This window comes from Photorhabdus cinerea (genome assembly GCF_011189575.1).
GTDB lineage: Bacteria > Pseudomonadota > Gammaproteobacteria > Enterobacterales > Enterobacteriaceae > Photorhabdus > Photorhabdus cinerea.
This window is the reverse complement of the sequence record NZ_PUJW01000005.1, coordinates 13932-32603: the sequence shown is the minus strand read 5'-3', so window position 1 is coordinate 32603 and position 18672 is coordinate 13932. Positions and strand designations below refer to the sequence as shown.

At 40.5% G+C, this 18672-nt stretch carries 21 protein-coding genes; 12 read left to right on the top strand and 9 right to left on the bottom strand.

The window, feature by feature from the left end:
- Nucleotides 1–6 precede the first annotated feature (6 nt).
- The 7 genes from sapB (at nt 7) to gstA (ending at nt 6931) form a co-directional block, all read left to right on the top strand.
- On the top strand, nt 7–972 hold the full coding sequence (gene sapB, locus C5469_RS05980) for a putrescine export ABC transporter permease SapB (protein WP_166303670.1): 966 nt from the start codon (nt 7–9) through the stop codon (nt 970–972).
- Complete coding sequence (sapC, locus tag C5469_RS05975; protein ID WP_166303668.1) at nt 959–1849, top strand: putrescine export ABC transporter permease SapC; 891 nt, start codon at nt 959–961, stop codon at nt 1847–1849. The genes sapB and sapC overlap by 14 nt, the downstream gene beginning before the upstream one ends.
- A complete protein-coding gene (gene sapD, locus C5469_RS05970) occupies nt 1850–2842 on the top strand; it encodes a putrescine export ABC transporter ATP-binding protein SapD (protein ID WP_054479861.1) in 993 nt (330 codons plus the stop codon).
- Nucleotides 2842–3651: a putrescine export ABC transporter ATP-binding protein SapF gene (gene sapF / locus C5469_RS05965; protein WP_166303665.1), complete on the top strand. Its 810-nt coding sequence runs from the start codon at nt 2842–2844 to the stop codon at nt 3649–3651. Before sapD ends, sapF begins: the two co-directional genes overlap by 1 nt.
- Nucleotides 3652–3840: 189 nt before the next feature.
- A complete protein-coding gene (gene fabI / locus C5469_RS05960) occupies nt 3841–4638 on the top strand; it encodes an enoyl-ACP reductase FabI (RefSeq protein ID WP_166303662.1) in 798 nt (265 codons plus the stop codon).
- 414 nt (nt 4639–5052) lie between these two features.
- On the top strand, nt 5053–5811 hold the full coding sequence (locus tag C5469_RS05955; protein ID WP_166303659.1) for a hypothetical protein: 759 nt from the start codon (nt 5053–5055) through the stop codon (nt 5809–5811).
- A 514-nt stretch (nt 5812–6325) separates the two neighbouring features.
- The gene (gene gstA / locus C5469_RS05950) at nt 6326–6931 is read left to right on the top strand and encodes a glutathione transferase GstA (protein ID WP_166303656.1); all 606 of its coding nucleotides are present in this window, start codon (nt 6326–6328) and stop codon (nt 6929–6931) included.
- Nucleotides 6932–6986: 55 nt separating this feature from the next.
- On the opposite strand, the gene pdxY is transcribed toward gstA, so the two are convergent.
- The 4 genes from pdxY to anmK all read right to left on the bottom strand — a co-directional run bounded on the left by pdxY (nt 6987) and on the right by anmK (nt 11284).
- Nucleotides 6987–7850 (bottom strand): pyridoxal kinase PdxY, encoded by an 864-nt coding sequence (pdxY, locus tag C5469_RS05945; protein ID WP_166303653.1) that lies wholly within the window; start codon nt 7848–7850, stop codon nt 6987–6989.
- A gap of 106 nt (nt 7851–7956) precedes the next feature.
- A complete protein-coding gene (gene tyrS, locus C5469_RS05940) occupies nt 7957–9231 on the bottom strand; it encodes a tyrosine--tRNA ligase (protein WP_166303650.1) in 1275 nt (424 codons plus the stop codon).
- Between the two features lie 238 nt (nt 9232–9469).
- Nucleotides 9470–10123: a pyridoxamine 5'-phosphate oxidase gene (gene pdxH / locus C5469_RS05935; RefSeq protein ID WP_166303647.1), complete on the bottom strand. Its 654-nt coding sequence runs from the start codon at nt 10121–10123 to the stop codon at nt 9470–9472.
- A 48-nt stretch (nt 10124–10171) separates the two neighbouring features.
- A complete protein-coding gene (gene anmK, locus C5469_RS05930) occupies nt 10172–11284 on the bottom strand; it encodes an anhydro-N-acetylmuramic acid kinase (protein ID WP_166304220.1) in 1113 nt (370 codons plus the stop codon).
- A gap of 349 nt (nt 11285–11633) precedes the next feature.
- Here anmK and C5469_RS05925 point away from each other — a divergent pair, with 349 nt between their 5' ends.
- Nucleotides 11634–12104, top strand: a complete 471-nt coding sequence (locus tag C5469_RS05925) for an outer membrane lipoprotein (RefSeq protein WP_054479869.1) — start codon at nt 11634–11636, stop codon at nt 12102–12104.
- An 80-nt stretch (nt 12105–12184) separates the two neighbouring features.
- Here the strand turns inward: C5469_RS05925 and slyA are convergent, their stop codons facing one another.
- Together slyA and C5469_RS05915 are read right to left on the bottom strand one after the other, a co-directional pair.
- Complete coding sequence (gene slyA, locus C5469_RS05920; RefSeq protein WP_054479870.1) at nt 12185–12616, bottom strand: transcriptional regulator SlyA; 432 nt, start codon at nt 12614–12616, stop codon at nt 12185–12187.
- A 558-nt stretch (nt 12617–13174) separates the two neighbouring features.
- The gene (locus C5469_RS05915) at nt 13175–13414 is read right to left on the bottom strand and encodes a DUF1289 domain-containing protein (protein ID WP_166303644.1); all 240 of its coding nucleotides are present in this window, start codon (nt 13412–13414) and stop codon (nt 13175–13177) included.
- A 173-nt stretch (nt 13415–13587) separates the two neighbouring features.
- Here C5469_RS05915 and gloA point away from each other — a divergent pair, with 173 nt between their 5' ends.
- Entirely contained in the window at nt 13588–14001 is a 414-nt protein-coding gene (gene gloA / locus C5469_RS05910) for a lactoylglutathione lyase (protein WP_166303641.1), read from the top strand.
- Nucleotides 14001–14654 carry a ribonuclease T gene (rnt, locus tag C5469_RS05905; protein WP_166303638.1) on the top strand — a complete coding sequence of 218 codons (654 nt, stop codon included), beginning with the start codon at nt 14001–14003 and terminating at the stop codon, nt 14652–14654. Before gloA ends, rnt begins: the two co-directional genes overlap by 1 nt.
- A 191-nt stretch (nt 14655–14845) precedes the next feature.
- Here rnt and C5469_RS05900 read toward each other — a convergent pair whose 3' ends face one another.
- Nucleotides 14846–15193 (bottom strand): Grx4 family monothiol glutaredoxin, encoded by a 348-nt coding sequence (locus tag C5469_RS05900; RefSeq protein WP_166303635.1) that lies wholly within the window; start codon nt 15191–15193, stop codon nt 14846–14848.
- 395 nt (nt 15194–15588) lie between these two features.
- Between C5469_RS05900 and sodB the strand changes: the two genes are divergently transcribed.
- Nucleotides 15589–16167 carry a superoxide dismutase [Fe] gene (gene sodB / locus C5469_RS05895; protein ID WP_166303632.1) on the top strand — a complete coding sequence of 193 codons (579 nt, stop codon included), beginning with the start codon at nt 15589–15591 and terminating at the stop codon, nt 16165–16167.
- Nucleotides 16168–16294: 127 nt separating this feature from the next.
- On the opposite strand, the gene cydH is transcribed toward sodB, so the two are convergent.
- Nucleotides 16295–16387: a cytochrome bd-I oxidase subunit CydH gene (cydH, locus tag C5469_RS05890; RefSeq protein WP_166303630.1), complete on the bottom strand. Its 93-nt coding sequence runs from the start codon at nt 16385–16387 to the stop codon at nt 16295–16297.
- Between the two features lie 263 nt (nt 16388–16650).
- Here cydH and purR point away from each other — a divergent pair, with 263 nt between their 5' ends.
- A complete protein-coding gene (purR, locus tag C5469_RS05885) occupies nt 16651–17676 on the top strand; it encodes an HTH-type transcriptional repressor PurR (RefSeq protein ID WP_166303627.1) in 1026 nt (341 codons plus the stop codon).
- 6 nt (nt 17677–17682) lie between these two features.
- On the opposite strand, the gene punR is transcribed toward purR, so the two are convergent.
- Nucleotides 17683–18591: a DNA-binding transcriptional activator PunR gene (gene punR, locus C5469_RS05880; protein WP_166303624.1), complete on the bottom strand. Its 909-nt coding sequence runs from the start codon at nt 18589–18591 to the stop codon at nt 17683–17685.
- Nucleotides 18592–18672 lie beyond the last annotated feature (81 nt).

Genomic DNA, 18672 nt, shown 5'->3' with positions numbered 1-18672 from the left:
CGGCAAATGATTATTTACACTCTGCGCCGTTTGCTGTTACTGATTATTACACTATTTTTCCTATCGCTAATTAGCTTTAGCCTCAGTTATTTTACCCCCAATGCACCGCTCAACGGAGCATCCCTGTTTGATGCTTATACATTCTATTTCCATAGCTTATTACTATGGGATTTTGGTGTATCCAGCATCAATGGTGAACTCATCAACGAACAACTATGGGAAGTCTTCCCTGCCACAATGGAACTCTGTGTTCTGGCTTTCTCTGCCGCTTTACTAGCCGGCATTCCACTAGGCATTATCGCTGGCGTATGGCGTAAAAAAACAGCCGATACCGTCATCATCTCCATTGCCTTAATCGGATTTTCTATCCCAATTTTTTGGCTGGCGCTATTATTAACCCTGTTTTTTTCTCTTTATCTTGGCTGGCTACCGGTTTCCGGACGCTTTGATTTGCTATATCAGATTAATCCTGTGACAGGTTTCTCATTAATTGATGCTTGGCTATCAAAATCACCCTATCGCAATGAGATAATTATTAATGCCATTCAACATCTACTCTTGCCAGTTATTACCCTCGCGGTCGCACCAACAACTGAAGTTATCCGGCTAATGAGAAACAGTACCGAAGAGGTTTTTAGTGAAAACTATATTAAAGCTGCCACAATCCGTGGCTTATCAAGGCTAACCATTATCCGCCGTCATGTACTGCATAATGCATTACCTCCCATCATTCCGAAACTGGGATTACAATTTTCTACCATGCTGACATTGGCCATGATGACAGAACTGGTATTTAACTGGCCAGGACTTGGTCACTGGCTGGTCAGTGCAATTCGTCAACAAGATTATTCTGCCATTTCTGCGGGGGTCATGGTTGTTGGTACACTCGTTATTTCTGTCAATGTGTTGTCTGATATTATTGGCGCAATAATGACCCCTCTGAAACATAAGGAATGGTATGCCCTTAGATGATTTTTATCGTGAAAAGAAAATGCCGTCGCCGATAAAAGTCATCTGGCGTTTTTTCTATTCTGATACGCTGGCAATGACGGGTTTTTATGGGGTACTTATTCTCATTGCCTTAAGTCTACTTGGTAGTTATCTGGCTCCCTATCAGCTTGATCAACAATTTCTTGGTCATCAGCTACTACCACCTTCATGGTCACATCACGGTAATATCGCATTCTTTTTGGGTACCGATGATCTTGGGCGCGACATTCTCAGCCGATTATTGATAGGTACTGCATCTACATTCGGTTCAGCACTGTTAGTCACGGTGGCAGCAGCTTTATGCGGCCTGCTCATCGGTTGTTTAGCAGGTATGACACGAGGATTGAAATCCGCCGTGCTCAATCATATCCTTGACACGTTACTTTCTATCCCATCGTTATTACTAGCAATTATTGTTGTCGCTTTTGTTGGTGCCAGTTTACAACATGCAATAATCGCTATTTGGCTGGCACTATTACCGCGTATAGTGCGCACTGTTTACAGTGCGGTGCATGATGAATTGGATAAAGAATATGTCATTGCGGCACGTCTGGATGGCGCATCTAATTACCATATTCTATGGTATGCCGTATTACCGAACATTACCGCAGTATTGGTTAACGAGCTAACACGTGCCCTTTCTATTGCCATACTTGATATCGCTTCACTCGGTTTTCTCGATCTTGGTGCTCAGCTGCCTTCACCTGAATGGGGTGCTATGTTAGGCGATTCATTGGAACTTATCTATGTTGCTCCCTGGACCGTTATGCTACCCGGCGCTGCAATAATGATGAGTGTATTGTTAATAAACTTGCTAGGTGATGGATTACACCGTGCAATTAATTCGGGGGCGGAATAAATGCCATTACTTGATATTCGCAACCTCACAATTGAATTTATGACTGCCAAAGGGCCAGTTAAAGCCGTTGATCGCGTCAGTATTTCACTGATAGAAGGTGAAATACGTGGCTTGGTTGGCGAATCAGGCTCCGGCAAGAGCCTGATTGCCAAAGCGATAAGTGGGGTCACTAAAGACAATCTCAAAGTGACGGCTGACCGCTTCCGCTTCAATGATATTGATCTACTTCGCCTGACTCCAAGACAACGTCGAAAAGTTATCGGTCACAATATCTCAATGATTTTTCAGGAACCACAATCTTGCCTTGACCCTTCTGAAAATATTGGTCAACAACTCATTCAGGCAATCCCTCGCTGGACTTATAAAGGCCGCTGGTGGCAATGTTTTAATTGGCGTAAACGTCGAGCGATTGAGCTACTCCATCGCGTGGGAATTAAAGATCATAAAGATATTATGAGTAGTTTCCCTTACGAATTAACCGAAGGGGAATGCCAGAAGGTAATGATTGCTATTGCATTAGCTAACCAACCACGTCTACTGATTGCAGATGAACCAACTAATGCAATGGAACCGACCACTCAGGCTCAGATCTTCCGTCTGTTAGCCAGACTGAACCAGAACAATAACACCACCATTCTATTAATAAGCCATGACTTGCAAATAATGAGTAAACTGGTGGATCGCATTAATGTTTTATATTGCGGTCAAACTGTCGAAAGCGCCGCTCCCGATGAATTATTGGTGACACCACACCATCCCTATACACAAGCATTGAGCCGCGCTATTCCTGATTTTGGTCGCTCCCTACCTCATAAAAGTAGGTTAAATACCTTGCCTGGCGCTATTCCCTCCCTTGAGCATCTACCAATCGGCTGCCGTTTAGGTCCACGTTGCCCTTACGCACAAAAAACCTGTATTGAAACCCCGCGATTACGAGTAATTAAAAACCATGCTTTTGCCTGTCACTTTCCATTAAATTTGGAGGAGCAATAATGGTGAATACTCTGTTGGAAGTCAGAAACTTGGCTAAAACTTTCCGCTATCGTACCGGTTTCTTTCACCGCCAGCATCTTGATGCAGTGAAACCTGTCAGTTTTACTTTAAAGACAAAACAGACACTGGCGATCATTGGTGAAAATGGCTCTGGGAAATCAACACTGGCAAAAATGCTTTCAGGTGTTATGGAACCCACCTCCGGCGAAATTATAATCGAAGGTCATAAACTTGCTTACGGCGATTACAGTTATCGCAGTCAACGTATTCGCATGATATTTCAGGACCCAAGTACATCGTTAAACCCTCGTCAACGTATTGGACAAATTCTTGATATCCCTCTTCTACTCAATACAGAACTGAATACTGTGGAACGAGAAAAACGAATTAACCAAACACTGCGGCAAGTTGGCCTATTACCAGACCACGCTAATTATTATCCACATATGTTAGCCTCAGGCCAGAAACAGCGGGTAGCACTAGCACGTGCATTGATCTTACAACCTCAGATTATTATCGCTGATGAAGCACTCGCATCACTCGATATGTCTATGCGTTCCCAAATAATTAATCTAATGTTGGAACTACAGGAGAAACAAGGCATCTCTTATCTCTATGTTACCCAGCACCTTGGAATGATGAAACATATCAGCGACCAAGTACTGGTAATGCATCAGGGAGAAGTCGTTGAGCGGGGAAATACAGCAGAAGTGCTGGCTTCTCCTCTACATGATATAACTCGACGTCTGATCGCCAGCCATTTTGGTGAACCACTCACTGCTGATACCTGGCGACATGATATGCTTTAAGATATGCTTTAGGATATACAAAACCTTAATCACTGCTCGGAGCAGCATGCAAAATCCAGCATATTTCTCTCTAGCGTGATAGAATCACTAGGTTTGTTAACAATAAAACGTCATATTGATATTGTTTTTGTGAGCAATTCTAATTCATTAATATCAATTAATGACGTTATCACACTTAAGGATACTGTTATGGGCTTTATGACCGGTAAGCGCATTCTGATCACTGGCGTAGCCAGTAAACTCTCCATCGCTTATGGTATTGCAAAAACAATGCATGACCAAGGCGCTGAGCTGGCTTTCACTTATCAAAATGACAAGTTGAAACTTCGTGTAGAAGAATTCGCTGAATCCCTAAATTCTACTATTACTTTGCCTTGCGATGTGACTGAAGATGGAAGCATTGAAGCCCTGTTCACTGAGTTAGGCAAAGTCTGGCCAAAATTCGATGGTTTTGTTCACTCCATTGGATTTGCACCTGCTGATCAACTGGATGGTAATTATGTGGATACAATTACCCGCAAAGGCTTTCAAATCGCGCACGATATCAGTTCTTACAGTTTTGTTGCTCTGGCAAAGGCTTGCCGTGAAATGCTGAATCCAAATTCTGCTTTGCTGACACTCTCCTATCTAGGAGCAGAACGTTCAATCCCTAACTATAACGTCATGGGTCTGGCAAAAGCCTCCCTGGAAGCTAACGTTCGTTATATGGCCAACGCTATGGGTGTTGAAGGTATTCGTGTCAACGGTATTTCTGCTGGCCCTATCCGTACTTTAGCCGCTTCCGGCATCAAAGATTTTCGTAAGATGCTGGCTCACTGTGAATCCGTCAACCCAATTCGCCGCACTGTAACAACTGAAGATGTTGGTAACGCTGCGGCATTTCTGTGCTCAGATCTGTCCGGTGGTATTACCGGCGAAATTCTGCATGTTGACGGCGGCTTCAGCATTACAACAATGAATGAACTGGAATTGCAACAATCTAATTAATGATCAATCTAATTAATGATCATTGATTTTTAATTTATAAGGCCCGAAAAAACCACTTTTCGGGCCTTATATTATGGATAAAGAACAAATTAATCACTTAATTAAATTTTCACTAACAGGTAAAAATTAATTTTAAATTAAAACACTAAAACCATTTAAGAAATTAATTAAACCCTTTGTAATTAAAGAGTTAAATGATATAGTATTATAATTATTTTACCGAAATAAAAAATATCATTCCGTTTCCTTGCACTAATTAGCAATCTGTCCTTTAATATAGTCAAAGACTTAACTTTTATAAAATCAATATCTAAAAAATAAAATATTTTATCTTTATAATCTTTTCAGCTCAAATATTATATTACATATTTTTTACCATTTAATAATTTTTATTATTTTAGCAAGGTACATAAGATGAAAAATGATTTTTTAATTATATCCAATATGTTTAAATCGATTACTAATATAAAATTACCAAAATGTCTGAAAAATCATGACCCATCACAAGAGATTGAAGCTTGTTGGTATGAATTTAGCAAATCATTATCTGGTTGGCCCTCAGCACTGGAAAACTATGAGCATGCATATAATTTTGATGAACAAGATATTGATAGGATTACTCGTAATATACATAAAGCAACGACTTATTTAGGATCACTTAGCTGCGGGTATTTAGGTCATGGTTATATTACCAAGGTAAGCGATGCATTGAAAGAAATTGAATCAGATTTTGTCAAGGTGAATGATTTTACCTCAAAATTACCACAACTCTTTGAAATAACTAAAATTGACTTTGAGCGAATGAAAAGTTTCGCAGGAAAAACTCACATAAAAATTCAACAATTATTAAAGAACATTCCCAATGGAGAAGATAAAAAACAAATATATAAAATCTCTTCATTGATAGAGGAAATCACTTTAAATATATCGGATATTTCATTTAGTTTTAAAAATATAAACAATTCAGTCAATAGACTTAACGAACAAATTAAAACAATTAATAATATTTACAATAAATTAATTGAGAGCTTTTACAAAGAAAATAGAAGAGGTATTTTCACAAGAGATTATAAACAATGCATGGTTATTTTCAGCGATTTTACAAACAAATTTAATTTATTTTTATATGATTACAAATCATTCAACAAAAATAACATTTTAATTATTTTATAGCCAATATAAGATTAATATCTGAAATTATCAATAATCTATATTATTCATTCAGTAAAATATAATTAGTTGTAAAATATGCGATATGAACCTAAATATTGGGTAGTTTTGATAAGTGATTCCACCCAAAATTATCCCTAAATTTCTCCATTTACACAGTTAACTTTGCTAGAAACATTATAAAAACCCAGATAATTTATCATATATAAGAAAAGAGATAACAAAGAAGCTGATCATAATACAATCAGCCAATCTTATATCGGTTTAATTATCAGTTTGATATATACCCTATGGATTTCAAGATGTATCGCGACGGCAAGGGAGCGAATCCCCGGGAGCATAGCAAACTATGTGACCGGGGGTGAGTGAGTGCAGCCAACAAAGAGGCAACTTGAAAGATAACGGGCATAACATATTTTCATGTATCGTGGTAATATATATTAGGGCTATGACAAATGCCCTACTGAGTTCCTTTGTTCTATTGTATCTGTTACCGGAAATTTTTAAGGAGCGACATATGAAACTTTATTACCAACCAGGAGCTTGTTCTCTATCTCCTCACATCATACTCCGTGAAGCAGGATTTGATTTCAGCATTATTAAAGTTGATCTGAAAACCAAAAAAACAGAGAACGGCGACGATTTTTTCGCGGTTAACCCTAAAGGCCAGGTACCAACCCTCCTGCTAGACAACAATGATATCCTTACAGAAGGAACTGTTATCGTTCAATATATTGCAGACCAGAAACCGGACAAGCAATTGATTGCGCCTGCTGGAACCATGGAACGATATCATCAACTTGAATGGCTTAGCTATGTTTCCAGTGAAATCCATAAAGGATTTTCACCACTGTTTTTACCAGGAACACCAGAAAATTATTTCCCGATTGTTATTAATAACTTGCTGAGGAAATTCACTTATGTGGATGAAGTATTAGCAAAACAACCATATATTACCGGAAATCATTTTACTGTTGCTGACGCCTATTTATTTACTGTCAGTAATTGGGCACCTTTGGTTAAAGTGGATCTATCCAATCTGTTACATCTTAAAGCCTATCAGATAAGGATTGCAGAACGTCCAAATGTTCGTGATGCATTAAAAGCTGAAGGGTTAATTTGATTTACAGATAATACAAACCGTTCCACATGCAATACCAGTGGAACGGCTAGATATATCAATCCAGTTGTGTCGCACAGAATTTATGGTCAGGCGCTACCATTCTATCTTGAGCCGCTACAATCTGTAATTCATATTCATCCATATCTTTAGTTGTTATCATAACTTCATAAACTGCGGCAGCAACATGCTCAAGAGCTGTCGGTAAAGATTTACCTTTTAATAGATTAACTAATAACAAACCGCTGGTTAAGTCACCAACCCCAACTGGCTGACGCTCGCCAAAATCCACCAAAGGCCGACTAACATGCCAGCTATGTTCCTGAGTCACTAATAACATTTCAAAACGATCAGTCCGGTAACCAGCACGACTAAGGTGCTTAACCAGTACGATATCCGGCCCTTTTTCGCACAGAGTTCGAGCGGCTGTAACCGCCTGCTCTACATTAGTCACTTTCTGCATACTGAGCGTTTCAAGCTCCAGTAAATTCGGCGCAATGACATCACTCGCAGGAAGAGCCTTTTCACACAAAAATTCAGCAACCCCAGGAGCAACGATACAACCTTTTTCTGGATGTCCCATAACGGGATCACAGAAATACCAAGCATCAGAATTCGCAGCTTTTACCCGCTTCACGATATCAATGATATGGCTTCCCTGCTCCGGTGAACCAATGTACCCACTCAACACCGCATGACAGGATTTTAGCTGTTCAATTTCTTCAATGCCCTGAACGACTTCAGTAAGATGACCCGCAGGCATAACACACCCCTTCCATTGTGCATATTGGGTGTGATTTGAAAACTGTACTGTATTCAACGGCCAGACGTTCACTCCCATCCGACGCATAGGAAATTCCGCAGCGCTGTTACCAGCGTGCCCAAAAACAACATGAGATTGAATTGAAAGGATATTTTTCACAATGGTGGCCTATGTTTTTTTATTCTGGCTTCTATTTGTAAAATAAGAATCATAGTAAGAAAGGGCAACGTTAGTTACCGTTGCCCGTTATGCTATGAAATATCGGTTATTTCCAGCAAATTAAACAATCGTGTTTTTTACCACGACGCAATAATGTGTAACGACCAAACAGGCAGTTGCTGTCAGTAAACACATACTCAGGCTCAGATTGTTTTTCACCGTTAACGGCTACCGCATTGGAACTAATCATAGTACGAGCCTGCCCACGGGAAGGTACTAACCCAGCATTAACCAGAGCCTGTTGTAAATCTGCCCCTTTTCCCAACTCAATTACTGGCATACCATCCTGTGCCAGTTGAGCAAAATCAGCTTCAGTCAAATCAGCAACAGCACCGGAGAACAGGCTTTCTGTAATACGTTTAGCCGCTGCCAACCCTTCCTCACCATGCACCATCCCGGTGACTTGTTCTGCCAATACATATTGGGCACGAGGGGCCTTACCACTGCTTTTATCTTCTTCTTCCAAGGCATCAATATCTTCAAAACTCATAAAGGTAAAGAATTTAAGGAAACGATAAACATCAGCATCTGCGGTGTTGATCCAGAATTGATAGAATTTGTATGGACTGGTTTTCTTCGGGTCCAACCAAACAGCACCACCTTCGGTTTTACCAAATTTAGTGCCATCAGATTTAGTGATCAACGGGACAGTCATACCAAATACTTGTTTCTGGTTGATACGACGAGTTAAATCAATACCAGAAGTAATATTCCCCCACTGGTCAGAACCACCGATCTGCAATTCAACGTCATGTTCTTCATTCAGACGTACAAAATCATATGATTGCAGCAGGTTATAAGAAAACTCAGTAAAAGAAATACCAACATCATCACGGTTCAAACGCTGTTTAACCGCTTCTTTGTTAATCATCTGGTTAACTGAGAAATGCTTGCCGATATCACGCAGGAAAGTCAAAACATCCATGCCACCAAACCAGTCATAATTGTTGGCTGTTTTAGCGCTGTTTTCACCACAATCAAAATCCAAGAAAGGTGAAACCTGTCTGCGGATCTTTTCTACCCACTCTTTGACAGTATCCGCAGTATTTAATTTACGCTCAGTGGCTTTAAAACTTGGATCACCAATCAACCCCGTGGCCCCACCGACTAAGGCCACAGGTTTATGCCCAGCCAGCTGGAATCGTTTTAAACACAGCAAGGGAACCAGATGCCCCAAATGCAAGCTGTCGGCGGTCGGATCGAAGCCACAATAGAGGGAGACAGGGCCTTGCGCCAGTCTCTCCGCTAACGCATTCTCATCCGTCACCTGGGCAATGAGGCCCCGCTCTTGCAGTTGTTTTATCAGGTTATTGCTAGACATTAATGACTCCATCGGTTTGTGTATTTATCTGTTGTATATACCCGTTATCATTCAAGTTGCCTCTTTGTTGGCTGCACTCACCCCGGTCACATAGTTAGCTATGCTCCCGGGGATTCGCTCCTTTGCCGTCGCGATGCATCTTGAAATCCATAAGGTATAGGCCGCAGCTTAAAAAAGTGTGACATAGCATAAAACGCCACTACTATAAGTGCCAGTATTAAAAATGATAATCCACGATTTATGGTGCAAACCTGTCAATATGCCAGCCATCACCTTCTCGTTGATAAATAAACCGATCATGCAACCGGTTTGCACCGCCTTGCCAAAACTCAACAGAATCAAAGACCACTCTAAATCCACCCCAAAAACTAGGCAAAGGAACCTCACCATTCAGGAATTTCTGTTTCAGTTCGAGAAATTTTCCCTCCAAAATACCTCGCGTGGAAATACGGGAAGACTGTTGCGAGGCCCATGCTGCAATCTGGCTATCTTTAGGGCGGCTATGAAAGTATTTCATCGCTTCAATAGAAGAAAGACGTTCAGCTTTACCAAGGAAAGAGACTTGCCTTTCCAGAGGATACCAAGGGAAATGAAGGCTAATTTTGTTATTCTGAGCCAAATGTTTTGCCTTACGGCTCCCTAAATTTGTATAAAAAATCAGTCCAGTTGCATCAAAATGCTTCAATAAAACAATACGTTGATACGGTTGACCATGCTCATCCACCGTAGCTATACACATTGCCGTTGGATCACTGAGTTTGGCTTCATATGCCTGCTTCAACCAACGCTCAAAAAGCTCAATGGGTTCTTTAGTCAAATCCTTACGTCTTAACCCACCACGAATATATTCACGACGTGATTCTGCAACATCGAATTCATTATGCTCTGACATTATGTAGCTCTGCTTATCACTCATCAAATACCAGACAGCTTATCATTGTTATTGATTAGTAACAGGATAAATTGCCCCTAAAATAGTTTCAGCGCTAGCGCCAGTAACAGAAGGTAAATTCCCCGGAGCACCCGACATCGTACGGAATGCCAACCAAGCGAATGCCAATGCTTCCATATCATCACCAATAAGGCCATATTTATCTGTCGGACACACTTCTGTTCCTGGCAATAATGCAGAAAGCCGGCTCATTATTAGTGGGTTATGGGCACCACCACCACAAACCATCAGACGCTCACATCCACCACTTAACATAATTTGCTGTGACACAGACACTGCAGTCAGCTCAGCCAATGTTGCCTGAACATCCACTGGCGATATATCCGGATAGTTAGCTAATTGCGCCTCCAGCCAACTCATATTGAAATACTCACGGCCTGTACTTTTAGGCGCTGGTCGTGAGAAGTAATTATCAGAAAGCATTTGTCTGAGTAAACTGTTATTAACCATCCCTTCTCGTGCCCACTGAGCATCTTTATCATAAGGTTTTTTCTGATGGCGCCATACCCAGCTATCCATCAACATATTACCCGGACCTGTGTCATATCCTTTGACTAATGACCCAGGCAATAAAGTCGTTATGTTAGCAATTCCACCAATATTGAGAATTATCCTTCGCTCTGTCGGATGGCCTAATACAGCGAAATGAAAGGCAGGAACTAATGGTGCGCCCTGCCCGCCATATGCCATATCCCGCCGACGAAAATCACCAATAGTCGTAATTTCGGTTAAAGCTGCGATACGGTTATTATCACCAAGTTGCATGGTAAACGGAGTTTGGCTATCTGGTTCATGCCAAACAGTCTGACCATGACATCCCACCGCTGTGATATCGCTTGCAGTTAACCCTGTTTTATCTAATAAACCTTGTACTGCTTCAGCAAATAAAGAACCAAGTTCATAATCTAATCGGCCTATTGCAGATAATGTCGTTTGCTGTCCCTGGCAAACCGCGAGAACTTTTTGTTTCAATTCATAAGGGAATAAATGTGAATAACTGGCTTGCTGAGCAACAACTTTATCATTGATTGCTGCAAGTACCACATCAACCCCATCCAGACTTGTACCCGACATTACACCAATATAGCGACCTGACTTCATAACCATTATTTTGCCTTCCTGCTTAGAATCTGTCTTGATAAAATCAGAAACCATGTTAGTTAATAACTATAAAGCGCGGTGGTTTTAGCTGTATATGGTTAATAGGAAAACAAAGGAATAAAACCTGAGTTTTGGAAACAACTTCACAAAAAATGCTGAATTTCTCATTAATAGCTATTTCTTTTAAAAATCTCTATTGACGTTTAATATGTGTTGAGTACTAGATTGTTAATGTACTGATATTCTACTCAAATAAATTTTTCACTACTTGTTGCCAATGCCGGTTGTTAGCCTGGTTGCTTATAAGCTATCAGATTTCCGCAGTCAGGCATCGAAATTAGGAGTTACTATGTTGAAGCATTTCTTAGTTAGCGCGGTTGCAGTCGCTTCATTATCAGGCTGTGTTAATACCGATTCCCTTTCTGGAGATACATATACTGCTGGACAAGCTAAACAGGTTCAAACTGTTTCTTACGGTACCGTTGTTTCCGTCCGTCCTGTCAATATTCAAGCGAGCAGTAATGAGAATGTATTAGGTGCGATTGGTGGTGCAGTTCTTGGTGGTTTGGTTGGTAATACGATTGGAGGGGGTAGTGGCAACACGTTGGCAACAGCCGCTGGTGCGATTGCTGGTGGTGTTGCAGGTCAAAACGTTCAAGGTGCACTTAACACAACGAAAGGCGTAGAACTGGAAATTCGCCGGGACAGTGGTGAGAGCATCATTGTCGTTCAAAAACAAGGCAAAACAGTCTTTAGTAAAGGTCAGCGTGTAAGAATCGCAGGCCAGGGTAGTAACATTACTGTCTCTCCTAGACAATAAGTCAATAAGAAAACCGTGACTTAGTTTTTTAAGTCGCGGTCTTCTTTCATTTGGTTAGCACTTCATGAATACCATAATGACTATCTACTTTGTAACTGGATAATATTTTGCTCTAGTCTTTGAACTAAAGTGGAAAGAAAAGCAAGTTCCTCTTGTGTAATACCTTCCAGAATCTCATTTCTTGTGGACGCAATGACACCATCTAGCTCCCTAATAACAGACGCAGAGTCTTCAGTTAACTTGATTCTTTTTGCACGACGATCATTAGCACAAGTGTGCCTGGTGATAAGTCTTTTTTCCTCAAGCTGATCTAATGTCCTTACCAAAGATGGTTGCTCAATACCGATAGCTTTCGCCAACTGTATCTGAGATTGCTCCTGTGGTAACCGGCTAATATTGTATAACGTTACCCAATGAGTCTGAGTTAATTCCAATGGCTTTAAACGGTAGTCAATTAAAGCGCGCCAAATACGGACTAACCGTGCCAGATCTGATCCCAATGTCGATTCCAATTGTCCCTCCTTAAATAACTAGCCCACTAAACATAACAGCCAAATTTTTCTAAATCAGGCTAATTAGCCTTAAAAAATATATATAACTTTTACACAATCACAGTAAAATCTTAATAACTAACTAATTCAGGTAACTATAACCAATAACAACAAAATTTAAATTAAATTCAAAGTAAAACAATCAACATACAATATCTTAACCATAAAAACCATCATAACTATGGATACAGACAAATAGAAACCAATAAATATCATTCAATACTTTATTCCAAACACTATAAGGATAGCTGTCATCTAAATGCTAATCTATCTATTTTTACATTAATATTGTCTTTATTTTACATTTGTCACACAATCAAACTAAAAATTCCATTTTAAACATAAGGTTATATAGACAACCAAAATAAGAACAATGAATTTTCCCGATAAGCAATAAATAAGAAAATAACAAACAAAATACACTAAATTGTAGTAGAACATTTATAGCTTAGCCAAAATATAACCCTATATAAGTAAGTCATTGAATTGTTAATCCCAATAACCTCAAAGAATCGCTAATTAAAATAGTGATGGCTGTTCAGGTCTTTCTTCATCTGGCTGATGGAATGTTCTCAATGTACGTAAATATCTTTGCCGACAAAGTCTCAATACTTCGCGCTTTTGCTCATCCGCCATTTTCATCCAATTAAATCTTTCTTCCCGACTACGATAGCACCCCCGACAAAAGCCCCTCTCATTAGCCTGGCAAATTCCTCGACAAGGGCTGGGAATAGCAAAAAACTCTAGTTGCTCAGCCATCACATCCCCTTTCCTATACATTTCATATACTATGTTTAATTATAAACCTAAATAAGAATAAATTATAATTATGGATAAATTGAACTGTAACCGTAAGACACGTTATAGTTAGTGGTTTTTGTGCGAGCTACCGCACAAAAATACAAGAAAAGCCATTAACATTAGAGGTAATTATGCGTTTACTCCATACCATGATCCGCGTTGGTAATTTACAACGCTCCGTTAATTTTTATACTGAAGTCTTAGGAATGCGCCTGCTGCGCGTCAGTGAAAATACAGAATATAAATACTCACTCGCCTTCGTTGGTTATGCTGATGAAAGCGAGGGAGCCGTGATTGAATTAACTTATAACTGGGGAGTTGATAGTTATGAGATGGGAAATGCATTTGGTCACGTAGCATTAGGTGTTGATGATGTTGCAGCAACTTGCGAACGTATTCGCAAAGCTGGCGGAAATATCACCCGTGAGGCAGGCCCAGTAAAAGGGGGAACAACTATTATTGCTTTCGTTGAAGATCCCGATGGCTATAAAATTGAACTTATTGAAAACAAAAATGCCAGTAACGCTCTGGGTAATTCAATCTGATGTCTGATAAAAAAGAGCTAAACGTCCTTAGTGGACGTTTTCGAGGTTATTATCCTGTAGTCATTGATGTTGAAACTGGCGGCTTTAATGCCAAAACGGATGCATTACTTGAAATTGCCGCTATAACACTGAAGATGGATAATGACGGCTGGATAGCACCCGACGAATCACTGCATTTCCATATTGAACCATTTGAAGGTGCTAATCTTGAACCGGCAGCGCTGGAGTTTACCGGAATTGATCCATCAAATCCGCTACGTGGAGCGGTGAGCGAATACGAAGCTTTACATGCCATTTTTAAGATGGTTCGTAAAGGCATAAAAAACAGTCACTGTAATCGGGCAATTATAGTAGCTCACAATGCTAATTTTGATCACAGTTTTGTTATGGCTGCTGCGGAACGCACCAGGCTAAAACGAAACCCATTTCATCCATTTGCAACTTTTGATACAGCGGCTTTAGGTGGTTTGGTTTTAGGACAAACGATTCTGGCAAAAGCCTGCATCGCAGCTGGGGTTTCTTTCGACAATAATCAGGCTCACAGCGCCTTATACGATACTAACCGTACTGCTGAATTATTCTGTGAAATGGTTAACCGCTGGAAACGACTTGGTGGCTGGCCATTAACAACAGAAGTAGAGGAAAATGCCTAATCAAGTAGTGCCAATGAGCCGAACTTATTAACATTATGATTATGTGCATCAGGAACATCGTTGATGCTCTTACCGCTATAACCTAATTACAAACCAATAGAATTGCAATTAACTATATGATTAATATAATTAAATGTAATTTATAACGATAATAATCTCCCCATACATCAAAATATGGGGAGATAGCATAATTACTCTGCGGCGTTTTCGTCCTGAGAACGGTATTTATCAGCAGCTTCTTTAATTAATGTTTGTAACTCACCACGCTGAAACATTTCAATTATAATATCGCATCCACCAACCAGCTCACCCTCAACCCAAAGCTGAGGAAAAGTTGGCCAGTTAGCATATTTTGGCAATTCTGCGCGAATATCCGGATCTTGCAAAATATCTACATAAGCAAAACGTTCACCACATGCAGATAAAGCCTGAACAGCCTGTGCAGAAAAGCCACAATTTGGTAATTTAGGAGAACCTTTCATATACAGCAGAATTGGATTCTCGTTAATTTGGCGCTCAATCTTCTCAATAGTCGTCATTTTTATTTCCTTTAAATCAACAGTATGCTGAAACCAACATCGTCACAATATTGGCGGAGAATACCATTTTCTTTCACCAATATGCATCCTGATATTTTCTTATCCAAGAGCAAATGGCATCTTTTTCACTGTTATTTATCGTAGAAGTTGTTAAGATAATTAAACAAAAATAGCCATACAATAATTAGCTTATATTTGCTCTTCACCATGCTTTATCCTACTAAATGCATGATTTACAGAGCTATACCCTATGGATTTCAAGATGCATCGCGACGGCAAGGGAGCGAATCCCCGGGAGCATAGCAAACTATGTGACCAGGGTGAGTGAGTGCAGCCAACAAAGAAGCAACTTGAAAGATAACGGGTATAAAACCCAAAATGAAAAGGAGTACGCAATGTCATTTGAATTACCCACTCTGCCTTACGCTAAAGATGCGTTAGAACCTCATATTTCCGCAGAAACACTGGAATACCACTATGGTAAACACCATAATGCTTATGTCGTAAATCTGAATAATCTGATTAAAGACACCGAATTTGCTGGGAAGTCTTTGGAAGAGATTATCAGAACTTCTGAAGGTGGCATTTTCAACAACGCTGCTCAAGTTTGGAATCATACTTTTTACTGGCACTGCTTGTCTCCAAATGGCGGTGGAGAACCAACAGGTAAAATCGCTGAAATTATTAATAAATCATTCGGTTCTTTTACAGAATTCAAACAACAGTTTACCGACGCAGCGGTGAAAAATTTTGGTTCCGGTTGGACCTGGCTGGTTAAGAAAACTGATGGCAGTCTGGCTATTGTGAATACGTCTAATGCAGCACCTCCCTTGACTTCTTCTGATAAACCAATATTGACTGTTGATGTTTGGGAACACGCATATTACATCGATTATCGTAATGCACGCCCTAAATATCTGGAAAGTTTCTGGACATTGGTTAACTGGAAATTCGTTGAAGAAAACCTGGCTTAATAGCTATTCATTCAACTAATTACTACCCGCTCTAACATTAAGGGCAGATGATCCATTCAAACCATCTGCCCTATTTCCTGTTAACATAAAGCTCAATTTCTCTACACTACTTAATCAATTCAAGATATCAGGCAAAAATTAAGCAAAGAGCAGCAAAAATGACAATCATTGCCAACGTGCTCACCACGGTCAATAAACCAAGCTTTAAATCAGTATCCATAGCGTCTCCTCAAAATAAAAGTTTATAGCCCCAAAACCCTTTCATTGGTATGGCTAATCATCCTTACAGAAAGGAAAAAGCATAAAATAGCGATTACCACATATTTTATAACATTGATTATTGCTTTCACTTTTGAGCCAGATCAGACAAAATTCGATGTTTATCGATAAAGAATTGCCACGCTCCCTATGTATCAAAGATACTGGCAAACGATTAACAAAGATTTATAAATTTAGACCAAAAGGTCAGGAGTCTTTTATCTCATGGCAACGATCAAAGATGTGGCTAAACACGCTGGCGTTTCAACCACTACCGTATCCCATGTTATTAATAAAACCCGTTTTGTCGCCGAAGATACCAAGGCTGCGGTTTGGGCGGCTATTAAAGAGCTGAATTATTCACCCAGCGCAGTTGCTCGCAGCTTGAAGGTTAACCACACCAAATCGATCGGTTTACTGGCAACGTCCAGTGAAGCTCCCTATTTTGCTGAAATCATTGAAGCCGTTGAAAATAGTTGTTACAGCAAAGGCTATACGTTGATTTTATGTAACTCACACAACAATATTGATAAACAGAAAGCCTATTTAGCCATGCTGGCACAAAAGCGTGTGGATGGCTTACTGATTATGTGTTCAGAATATCCGGAACAACTGTTAGGAATGCTGGAAGATTATCGCAATATCCCGATGGTCGTCATGGATTGGGGGCAAGCCAGAGGTGATTTCACTGATACTATTATTGACAACGCATTTCACGGCGGTTATCTCGTTGGTCGTTATCTTATTGAACGAGGCCATCGTGATATTGGTGCGATCCCTGGCCCCCTGGCACGAAATACCGGTGGTGGCCGCCATCAAGGATTCTTGAAAGCATTAAAAGAAGCCTGCATCCCAATCAGAGAAGAATGGATTGTTCAGGGAGATTTTGAGCCTGAATCGGGTTATAAAGCCATGCATCAAATTCTCAATCAAAAACAGCGTCCAACTGCGGTTTTCTGCGGTGGGGATGTTATGGCAATGGGCGCTATTTGTGCTGCGGATGAATTAGGATTACGAGTCCCACAGGATATTTCGGTGATCGGTTACGATAATGTACGCAACGCCCGTTACTTCTCGCCGGCATTAACAACCATTCATCAACCCAAAGAACGTTTGGGGCAAATGGCCTTTTCCATGTTACTAGACAGAATAGTCAATAAACGTGAAGATGCACAAATCATTGAAGTACATCCACGTCTGGTTGAACGCCGCTCCGTCGCGGATGGCCCATTTATCGACTATCGTCGTTAATTTGCCTTACTCCTCCTGAAGCCATTCAGCATTAAGCGTTTCACTATCGCCAAGATAGCCGAGAAGCCAACTTAATGCCGGAGAATGGCTATTTTGCGCCCATGTCAGACAGCACGGACTATCTGGCAAAGGCTGAACCAATTCCAATGCTTCCAGCTTTTTCTGTCGGATGAGCGGCATTGCCCTGTGCTTTGGCACCATTCCCACACATAACCCTTCATGCAAACAATCCAGGCCAGATTCCCAATCAGGGACGACCAATCTGCGCTGATTGTCCAAAGTCCAAGTATCACGCTTCGGTAAATTTCGGGAGGTATCTTCAAGACACAAACTTGGATAAGGTCGCATTTGATTATCAGACAGCGGACCGGGCAATTGAGCCAGAGCATGACCCGCGCTTACTACACATAGCCAAGGCATAAATCCCATATCTCTAAAACTGAACCTTGCCCCTACTGGCGCAACCCGGGTTGCGCCGATTGCAACATCAACCCGACCATCCACCAATGCATCCCATACACCATTAAACACTTCCTGATGGATAAAAAGTTCCACATCAGGAAAATGATGATAAAAATCAAGAATAAGCTGCCGACTACGTTCTGGTTTAACCACCCGGTCAATAGCAATACTGAATTGCCCTCTCCAACCATTTGCAACCTGTTGGCATTGATGACGAGTGTCAATCATCTTTTTGATAACAGCACGAGCCTCTTTGATGAAAATACTGCCAGCCTCGGTTAATTCTACATCCCGATGGCGACGCTCAAATAGCGGAACTGCAAGCCATTCTTCTAGTTGTCTTACTGTATAACTGACAGCAGAAGGAACACGATGAAGTTCCGATGCAGCAGCACTAAAACTCCCTGTTCTGGCAACAGCATCCACAACTTCAAGTGAATATTCTGACCACATAATTTTACCTTTCAATTTTTTTCACAGCATTATGCAAATATTACCGTTTCACAAGTAAAAATCACGGCATATAGAATACGT